This is a genomic window from Paraburkholderia sp. CNPSo 3274, assembly GCF_024206475.1.
In the GTDB taxonomy this organism is placed as follows: Bacteria; Pseudomonadota; Gammaproteobacteria; order Burkholderiales; family Burkholderiaceae; genus Paraburkholderia.
In genome coordinates this window covers 1-9,403 of the sequence record NZ_JAMBPR010000077.1, presented here as the reverse complement: position 1 = coordinate 9,403, position 9,403 = coordinate 1, and the positions used below count along the sequence as shown (strand labels likewise).

Annotated in this window: 8 protein-coding genes; 2 read left to right on the top strand and 6 right to left on the bottom strand. The window is 60.7% G+C overall.

Translation table 11 applies throughout. The features are described 5' to 3' along the window. Positions 1 to 9: 9 nt before the first annotated feature. The gene (locus tag M3I54_RS35785; RefSeq protein ID WP_375542270.1) at positions 10 to 1,626 is read right to left on the bottom strand and encodes a multicopper oxidase domain-containing protein; all 1,617 of its coding nucleotides are present in this window, start codon (positions 1,624 to 1,626) and stop codon (positions 10 to 12) included. A gap of 84 nt (positions 1,627 to 1,710) precedes the next feature. Continuing rightward, positions 1,711 to 3,279, bottom strand: coding sequence for a multicopper oxidase domain-containing protein (locus M3I54_RS35780; protein WP_254344326.1), 1,569 nt, complete (start codon positions 3,277 to 3,279; stop codon positions 1,711 to 1,713). A 557-nt stretch (positions 3,280 to 3,836) separates the two neighbouring features. On the opposite strand from M3I54_RS35780, the gene M3I54_RS35775 reads away from it, so the two are divergent. After that, positions 3,837 to 4,688 carry a hypothetical protein gene (locus M3I54_RS35775; RefSeq protein WP_254344324.1) on the top strand — a complete coding sequence of 284 codons (852 nt, stop codon included), beginning with the start codon at positions 3,837 to 3,839 and terminating at the stop codon, positions 4,686 to 4,688. Between the two features lie 324 nt (positions 4,689 to 5,012). On the opposite strand, the gene M3I54_RS35770 is transcribed toward M3I54_RS35775, so the two are convergent. Both M3I54_RS35770 and M3I54_RS35765 read right to left on the bottom strand, forming a co-directional pair. Then, positions 5,013 to 5,459 (bottom strand): type II 3-dehydroquinate dehydratase, encoded by a 447-nt coding sequence (locus tag M3I54_RS35770; RefSeq protein ID WP_254344321.1) that lies wholly within the window; start codon positions 5,457 to 5,459, stop codon positions 5,013 to 5,015. A gap of 4 nt (positions 5,460 to 5,463) precedes the next feature. Next, positions 5,464 to 6,747, bottom strand: coding sequence for an MFS transporter (locus M3I54_RS35765; RefSeq protein ID WP_254344360.1), 1,284 nt, complete (start codon positions 6,745 to 6,747; stop codon positions 5,464 to 5,466). Between the two features lie 188 nt (positions 6,748 to 6,935). Here M3I54_RS35765 and M3I54_RS35760 point away from each other — a divergent pair, with 188 nt between their 5' ends. Continuing rightward, positions 6,936 to 7,721: an IclR family transcriptional regulator gene (locus M3I54_RS35760; protein WP_254344319.1), complete on the top strand. Its 786-nt coding sequence runs from the start codon at positions 6,936 to 6,938 to the stop codon at positions 7,719 to 7,721. Positions 7,722 to 7,844: 123 nt separating this feature from the next. On the opposite strand, the gene M3I54_RS35755 is transcribed toward M3I54_RS35760, so the two are convergent. Both M3I54_RS35755 and M3I54_RS44970 read right to left on the bottom strand, forming a co-directional pair. Further along, positions 7,845 to 8,360: a gamma-glutamylcyclotransferase family protein gene (locus M3I54_RS35755; protein ID WP_254344317.1), complete on the bottom strand. Its 516-nt coding sequence runs from the start codon at positions 8,358 to 8,360 to the stop codon at positions 7,845 to 7,847. A 385-nt stretch (positions 8,361 to 8,745) separates the two neighbouring features. After that, positions 8,746 to 9,144, bottom strand: coding sequence for an H-NS family nucleoid-associated regulatory protein (locus M3I54_RS44970; protein WP_375542269.1), 399 nt, complete (start codon positions 9,142 to 9,144; stop codon positions 8,746 to 8,748). Between the last annotated feature and the right edge of the window lie 259 nt (positions 9,145 to 9,403).

Genomic DNA, 9,403 nt, shown 5'->3' with positions numbered 1-9,403 from the left:
TCCCCGCCTCTAGTTCGATTCGTCGATCAGGAACGCTTGCGGATCAACGAGCATCATCATCATCATTCCGCCAGGGAAGATGTTGTTCGTGGTGATCTCGCGCTCGTTGTGCGAGTGCCACATGAATGCAAAGCCGGCTTCCGTTTGCGGCGGATTCACCGATGTGCCGCTTGGCGGCGTCGTGCCCGTAGGCGAGGTCGCGCGTATGGTCGCATCGGGACCGAGATAAGGGCTGCCGCCGTACCAGAAGCCGTTGGTCAGCACGTGCGAGTCGGGCAACGTCACGGGCCCGCCGCTCCCCACCTTGCCGAACGGATGCGTTTCGAGCGCCTTGTTGTGATCCGCGCACCACTCGTAGTAGTTCGGTGCGGTCGGATCCTGCGTGTAGTAGCCGTTTGCATCCGGGATACAAACGCTGCCGTCGCCGGGGTAGTGCCCGTACACGTCCCAGTTCAGCCCCCTGCCCGTCCAGTAGAAGATCCCGTCCATCGCAAGGCCCGGTGTCGTCGTGGTCGTGAACAGCAGCGGGCCGGCTACCTTGGTCGCGTCCGTCTTTGCGAGCAGCATGTTGCCGTCGCGCGCGAGCACGCGCACGTGATTGCCGTGCTCGTGGAACGGATGCTGCCAGCGGCCCGTGCCGATGATCCGCAGCAGCACCATCTCGCCGGGGTGCATGTGCGGGTTGCCGTTGTATGGCTGATTCGGATATTGCGCCGCGTAGTTCGGGTCCATGTCGTCCGGCATCGAGCGTCCGTTCACCATGAAGTACGCCGGGTGATAGGGCTCCGTCTCAACCGTCATGCAGCCGGTCGGATTCGTGCACGCGTTGCTGGCCTGCTGCTCCGCCTGGGCATGAATGCGCGGATCCATTTCGGAAAACTGGAAGAGATATTCGCGGTCGTAGCACGCTGCGCTGTGATTGTAGGCCGCGGCGGCGTTGCGGAAGTCGGGCTGGCCGTCCAGCAGCTTGCGTGTTCCGCCGATCGGGTTACAGCCGGTCGGCACGGCGACCGTACCGGGCGACGACGTCGGCAATACGATGACCGCGCCAAACATCCCCATCTCGATCTGCAGATCGCCCTGCGTGCCGCTGTAGTAGGCGTGCGTCCCGGGCGTGGCGGCAATGAAGCTGTAGGTGACCGTGACGGTATGGGACGCCTCGCGCGTGAGCAGCCCCTGCACGCCCGTTGGCGCGCCGGAGCAGAGTTTCGTCGTCGGATCGATGGTGCCCATGCAGACATCGAACCCGGGAAAGAGAATCGACGTATTGCCCGCCGCCGCCGGCAGATTGTTGGTGAGTGTCACCGTGACGATGTCGCCCTGGTTGACGATCAGCGTCGGGCCGGGAATCTGCATGGTCGGGCAATTCGCACCGGCAATGTTGGGCGGCGAAAATCCGGCCGGCGCGGTGTTGCAGCCGTAGCCCCATGAATAAACGCTATTGCCGTCGGGCTGGCTGATGCGACTCGCCTCGGCGCGCAGATCGAAATGCGTGCCCGTGATGCCAGGCGCGGCCGCATGCACCTGCATGTAGAAGAGCGCCGCGAGCGCCGCCACGCCGAACCGTGCAAGCCGTCCGAGGCGCGCGAGGGTCGCGATCCCTATGCGGTAAGTGATGTGTCCCACGGCTCTTCTCCTAAGTGCAGGACTTCCTGGCCGAGTCCACGGCAGGCCAGCCGTGAACCGTTTTTATCGCGTGCAAGCGGCGTTTCATAGCGCGCAGACCTTCGTCCTGGGGTCCACCGACCTGCAGATGTGCACCTCGGTCATCAGGCCTCCGAAGTTTTCCTGGTCGTTCGCCAGATGATCCAGATTCGGCGTGTACAGGTAGAAGACCTGCCCTGACTGATACTTCGTCGTGTCGCTGGCGTCGAGGATCAGATCGAGCGACTCCCCGCCGCCGAGCGTGATCGAGTTCGTGTAGTAGGTCATGTCGTTGCCGGCCATGTCGCGCAGCAGCCGCGCATTGACGGCGACCACGTGCATCGGGATGCCGAGCGAGGCGAGCGTCTGATATTCGGTGACGTCGAGATCGGAGATTCGCAGCAGCACCTTGCCTCCGACAGGGATATTGATCAGAGATGGGAGCGGTTGCGAGAAGCGCGGCACGCCGTCCGACGCGGGCGTCGAAAGCGGATTCGAATTCACCGTGTCGGGATAGCTGCGGCCATTCAGCATGAAAAACTTGTCTTTCATGTCGGTGAACGGTTCCGGATTGAACGTCATGCCGACGAAGTGGAAGTTCGGGTCGAAGCCATGGATCTGCACCGGATACTCGACGTCGTAGGCGGTCGACCCATCGCCGTCGTTGTAGGCGTAGAGCGTGGGCGCCCCGCTCAGGTTGTTCGCATGCAGCACGCCGTTCTGGGGCGGCAGCGGCGTCGTGCACAGAATGTCGGTGCCGCACCGCGTGCGCAGATCCTGCTGCTGCAACACCAGCGACTGGTACAGCGACTGGCCCGCGGGCACCCGGTTCTGACGCGGCCGCACGAAGATCTGGCCGACCATGCCCATCTGCAGGTGCTCCGGCGGTGTGATGTGGCAGTGCCAGAAGTAGGTGCCCGCATCCGGCGCGAGGTAGTAGTACGTGAAGCTCGCGCCGATGTTGATCGCGACCGACGCGTCCGGCACGCCGTCGTAGAACGACGAGGCATTCGGATAGCCGTGGAAGTGCACCGTATGCTTCTCGAACAGGTCGGGCCGCATGATCATGCCGACGTTGGTGAGCGTGAGGAAGAACTCGTCGTCCTCGTCGATCGCCATCATCGGCGCGGGCTCGTTGCCATTCATCACGCCGACGTCCATGATCGGCCGCGGGTCGACATGGCCGGTGAGTTGACCAGGCGGCGTGGATTCCGGATCGGGCGTGAGACCGACCGCGCCGTTGTAAGTCGGATCCGTTCTGGGATCGCCGACGGTGTTGAACACCGAGGCGAACTGCGTGCCGGGCAGGCCCGCCTTGATGTCGGCGAGACCGGACAGCGGTCCGAAAGCGAACAGATAGGTCTGCACGCCGTTGGCCATCGTCGCGTAACCGTCGCCGCCCGAAATCTGCTGGCACTTGATCGCACCGTTGACGACACCCGTCGATGCCGAGGTCTGGCCGGTGAAGGACGGTCCCGTGTACGGCGGTTCGCCGGCGCCCGCCGCCAGCGCCGTCGGGTGGGACGGTGTTGTCGGCGGGCATTGAACCATGAACGACTGGGAAAACGAGGGGATCGCAAACATCATGCACAGCAGTGCTGCCACGCTATTGCGACACATGCGGATGCTGAACATATGACCTCCGTCCTTGGGGTCAAGCAGCGCGTTACGCGCTGAACGTCACGCTCAACTGCAATGGCGGGCTGATGCGATCGTCACACTGACCCGTATGTGGATTCTGGATATGGGCAGCGGAGCCTGCGATGGGTCACCTCCCTACACTTGCAGTAGGGCAAACCCAGTGCGTTGTGCGGCAGTGGTCCTGACGGTCGATGGAGTGTGTCCTCGCCAACACAAGCGACGCCTCATGCAGCGATTCCGGTATGGAAGTGGAACGCTGGCGCAGCGTCATTGCTTTCATTTTCATTTCATCGTCAACACTGCTCCGTTGCATGTCGGCGAGCGCAATCGACCTGGCTCGTCGAATAAATCAGAGGATTGAAACGTCGTCCTTATGTGCCCTGTGGCATAGAGCGGCAAACTTTCGGATGGGTAGAATCCCGCGTATTCACGTCCTGCGCGCAAATGCGAAAACCGCAGACGCTTCTCGATCACGCGGTCAGACGGACGGCACTCATCTCCTGGTTTCATACCGGCGAGGCACTTGGCGTACTTAGCGGCGGGGGTGGGACATGGATTTTCTGGAAAAGAGAGCGGTGGTGAATCTCGTCAAACGGAAGGATCACGCTCTTGAACTTGTCGAGTTGGATAGCGGGAATCGGACGTACTACCCCACCATGTCCATGTGGTTGAAGCTGGAACAGCTTCAGGTGGCGCAGCAACTCGTAGAGCCGCTGGATCAAGACCGGCAGCCGGTACTGTCCACGTCGCTCCACGGCGTGGCGCATCTCGACGGCCAGGAGCTTTCGATCATTGGCTTTCCTCAGCAAGCGACACGGATGCTTCAGGTGACCTTTGAAGCCCGCGACGTCAGCACGGCCGACCGGCTTGGCTTGCGCGCATTGGAAGACGAACTGGGCAACTCGATGTCCGATGTGGCGCTCGGCACCGCCCGGCTGGGCTTCAATCCCGCAGATGACGAGACCGGAGAACGCGATCAGTGGTGGCTTGCCTGCCACATTCCCCCCGCCTGCCTGCAGGTGCTGGCGAAGGCAATCTCCGACGGCCAGCTTGGCGCAGTAGAGTTGGGGCTGGCAATGCGGCACCTCTACACGTCCGAAGATCCCTCGGCTGACCCGGCACGCCAGCCACGGCTCTTTCTCCATCCCGACGAAAGCGACGACACGATCGAATGGCCGAACATAGCGACTGGCTATGTCACCCATCTACGGATCGACTTTTCAACGGCTTCATTGCGTGGCTCCGCGGCGAGTGGCGACCCGGAGGGAGCGGCGAAGGTCGTCGCGGATGCCGTGAGTTCGCTGGGACCGACGCTCCTGAACCTCAGACTGACGGTAAGATGGATCGGCATTCTCATTGCCGTGCTGCTCTTCCTCGAAGTTCTCGAGCGACTGCAGATCTAGACCGGCACCTGTCAGGGGCTCGCAAAAACAAAGTTGTGACCGCGCCGCCCGCGCCCCAGCCTTTCCCCACGGGAAAGCACGCTTTGCTCTGTTGCAAATAGGCGTTATGGTCGATTATTTTGAGCAGTAAGGATATCTTATCGAATCGACAGGACCGCATTCCAGACCGCGGGCGCATCGGAATTCTTGATCATGATGAACGCTCCTTTGCCGTGGAAGTCACGACTTCTCCACTTTGGCAGATGCCGAGCCCCGAAGGGCGGGAGTCGTCCATCACATCAGAACCTCGAGGAGCCCGCGTGCTTCATAAATAGTGGAGCCGGCTCAAGTCTGTTTGCCCCACAGATCGTCAATCGCGCGGATCGCTAGCAAGTACCCGTTTGCGCCAGCCCCGCAAATTACCGCAGTAGCCGCCACCGAAATCGTCGAGTGACGATATTCCTCCGAGCGTTGGTGGATGTTGGTGATATGCAATTCCACTACTGGCCGGCGGATGAGCTTTACTGCGTCGAGCACCGGAATCCGGCCGAACGAAAAGCCGGCCGGATTGATGATCAGCGCGGCGTCCTGCAGGAACGCTTCCTGAATCCAGTCGATCAGTTCGCTTTCGCTGTTCGTTTGACGAAATACGCAGTCGAACTTGAGTGCGTCGGCTAGCGTGAGGCAGTTCTGTTCTATGTCCCTCAGCGTGGTGGTGCCATAAAGATGCGGCTCCCTCGCGCCCAGCATGTTCAGGTTGGAGCCGTTGAGGATGTAGAGTTTGCGAGTCATGGTGTCAATGTGTAGAAGAGCGTTCCAGGACCGTGTCTTTGGTTTCCCGGGATATTGCGATCATCAGGAAGGAGATCAGGTTCAGCGAGCCGCAAACCGCGACGATGGCCCACGGGGAACCGTTAAAGGCATTGAGCAGCGCCACGGCGACGATTGGCATCGGGCCGCCGGTGAGCAGGTTGGCTCCCGAATACGACAGTGCGGACCCCGTGTAGCGCGCCTCAGTCGGGAATGACTCGGCGAACCAGACCGGCTGGATGCCGCTCTGGAACTGTGTGAAGCCGAGGAACGCGCCCATGACTGCCATCGTCATGGCGATCGAGTTGTGGTTGAGGATCGGAAAGTAAATCAGGCAGCAGATTAGCGTGCAGGACGAACCGATCATCAGCGCACGTTTGCGTCCGATCCGATCGCTCAGATAGCCGCCCGCCAGCGCGCCCACGATGGCGCAGACATTCGCGACCATCAGCAGCATGAAACCGGTCTGCTTCGGTACGCCTAGATGTTTCGTCAGGTAGCTGAGCGAGAAGACCACGATCAGATAAAACAGCGCGGCCGGGCCGCAGAAGAACAGCGTCAGACGCAGCGCGGTGCGCCAGTGATATGTGAAGACGGTGCCGAGCGGATTGGCGGCACGTGTGGACGCGCCCGTTCTCTTGAGCACCTCGAAGGCCGGTGTCTCGCTAACCTTCCTGCGGATGTAGATGCCCAGCAGCACCAAAACAAAGCTCGCGAGAAAAGGGACTCGCCAGCCCCAGGTATCGAAGTCGTCCGACGAAAGCAACGCGGCCAGCGTAAAGAGCGAGAAATTGGCGAGAATCTGGCTGAGCGGTGAACAGATGCCAAGCAGACCTGAATACCAGCCACGTCGGTTAGCAGACGCATGCTCCACCGCCATCAGTTGCGCGCCCGTCGATTCGCCGCCAAGCGCGAAACCCTGAATGATGCGTAGCGACACCAGCAACGTCGGCGCGAGGATACCAACCTGGTGGTAAGTGGGCAGCAACCCCATCAGAAACGACGACGCACCCATCACCGACACGGTGATCAGCATCAGTTTGCGACGTCCCCAACGGTCACCGAGCATCCCGCAAATCACCGCGCCGAGCGGGCGTGCCGCCAACCCTGCCCAGAAACTTGCGAGCGACGCGAGCAGCGAAGCGGTCGGGTCGAGCGACGGGAAAAACAGCTTGGGAAAGATCGTGGCCGCGACCACGCCATACAGCGCGAAATCGAACCATTCGAGCGCTGTACCGACGGTTGCGCCTGCTACTGCCCGACGCGCCATCAAGTGAGCCTGCGCAGACCGTCCTTCCGCGGCAAGGTCCGAATCAGCAAAAAATGACATGTTGTCTCCTGAATTCTCGATATGTTGAAGCGTTCGTTTCTGGCGACGAACAGGTGCTATTGTTTGCGCTGTACAGGCGGGGCGTTCCGCACCGGAACTGCATTTCATATTATGGAATCTAGCGAAAGATGTCGCTTAGAAACGGCCTGAAAATTCTCGATCTGCTCGCCTCGCAAGGCGAAGGTGCAGGCCTCGTGGCCATTGCCGATGCCTTGTCTCTGCCGCGCAGCACGTGCCACCGCCTGCTCGCCGAACTCGTTGAAGGCGGATATGTCAGGCAACTGGTCGATCACAGCCGCTACATCCTGACAATGCGCATGACGTCGAACGGACTCGAATTCCTGAGCCTCACGGGCATCGCAGATATCGCCCAGCCGATCATCGAACGCGTCGCTGCGCAGACTGGCGAACTCGCGCGACTGTCGCTGGTGGATGGCGAAGCGATCATCTGGGTCGGGAAGGCGGACGGACAACGCACTGGCTTCCGCTACGATCCCGACATGGGCCAGGCGGCACGACTTTCATGCACGTCGACCGGACACGCATGGCTCATGACGATGACCGATGAACAGGCAGCGTCGCTAGTCTTGAAGCAAGGCTTCGGACAGCCGAATGAGTTCGGACCCAATGCGCCGACCACGCTAAAAGCGCTGCTGGGCTTCGTGCATGCTGCGCGTGTGCGTGGCTACGCGATGATCGACGAGGTGTTTGCCCCGCGCATGTCGGCAGTGGCGACGCCCGTGGTGAGCGGCTCACGCTGCGTCGGCGTCATCAGCCTGGCCGGTCCTCGGGTACGACTAACGACCGAGAAGATTCACGAATACTCGGGTCTGCTGCGCGAGGCGGCCAATGAGCTGGCCCAGTTGAGCAATATGGCGGGATTCCCACGTCGGCCACCGCTCGGAAAGGGATGAGGAGGAATTGGACGATATCGACAAGACCGTCGGTGAATTGGAGTTTGCCGCAGTAACGCGCGTTTTTGCGAGCCACCAGATGTAGTGAGTGGCAAAGGAATCCTGCCAGGTAGAGCCGGTCGGTCAAGTAGCCGAGTAAGCCCGAAGCTCCGTCTCGGTTCGAGCTGAATCAGGATCGTCGATAGCGACAACAGCTTCGATGGCTCGCACGTAGTCCTCAGGCAAGTTCGCCTCCCTCGCGCCCACCAGTACATGCTGTTTGTACCAGTGGTATGGCTGGAGACCAGGCTGCTTTTTCGTAGCGACGTAGGTCAGTGCATACACTCCACCAGTCGCGGTCTCAACCCGGACACTCAAAGGCTCGTAACCCTTACCCGCGCCTTCAAATGTGTCGAGCGCCTCCCGTTCGCCATGCACCGCCGAGAAAATGACGCCATAGACTCTGTCACGGACGTTTCCCGTGTGCTCACAATCGCACTTTCCCGAGCCGTCCCTTTTACTCAATTTGTCGAACGCGAGTTTGTAGCCAGTCACGAACCCCGTGGTGACAACCCTCGCTGACGGCAGCCTCGCGACAAGGCGCCGTACCGACATGTTGGAGCCGTACGCGAAATAGGGAAATTCGTTGCTCGAGTCCATAGCTGTTATTGCCCTCGTGACAACTGCATTGGGACATAACGCGAGGTAAGTCGCCTACAACATCATCCCACAGGGCGGCACGGTATTACGTCAATACGCGTTTAAGGGAAGCGGACTTGGTAAACGGCTTCTCCGTTGAACATCCACCGGTAGAAGCGGCCCGAATTCTTATCCGCCCGCTTTCGGGTTGGCGTGGCGAAGGAAAAGATACGTTGACGCGCAGGTTCCCTTTCCGCACGCCCTTCGCGTTCGACACGATGGCAGCCCTTCTTCTCACCGCCCACGTCAATGCCAGCAACCGTGAATGTATTCAAGCGGTCCCCGCCACGAGTAACAAGCGCTGCACCGGGCTGGAAGCAGGCTTCCGGAGCCCGGTGCATGCCACTTAGGCTGCAGCGGCCGTGCTCGCAACTTCGGTAGCCGCCGCAGGTGCGGCAACTTCGACAGGCGCCGTTGATTTCACCACCAGCTTCGGCGCACGGGCTTTTCGGACGACAGGTAATTTCGCCGCTGCGCCGTTCTTCGGTGCAGCTTTCCGTGACGGCGATGCCGCCGCCTTCGCGGATATCTTCTTGACAGCAGCCTTCCTCGTTGCAGTGTTCTTTTTTGCAGCGGTCTTCTTCGCTGCCGGCGCCTTGGCCGTCTTCGCTGCAGGTTCTGCCTTTTCAATCAAAAACTTCGACCGGTCCTTCGCGCCTGCGAGCCACGCCGGTGCGGTGCCACGACCGGACCACGTCGCGCCGGTTTTCGGGTCACGATATTTCGGCGGCTGCGGTCCGCGCACGTAGTTACCTGCCTTAGCAGGTTGCGGAAATACATCCCCGGCGGAAGCGGTGCGCCTCGATGTACGCGCCCGCCAGTCGCAAACTTTCGCATTGTGCAATCTCAACGCGAATTCAACGTTCTTTCGGCGGCTTGAGGCCGACTTCTGACCTCCTTGCCACGCTTTCCGCCACTTATAAGCGGATTTGTGCCAGTGATCGCATGCGCACGAGGTTGTATGCCGCCATGTTCAACACGAACATCTGGTCCACCTTCTTCAA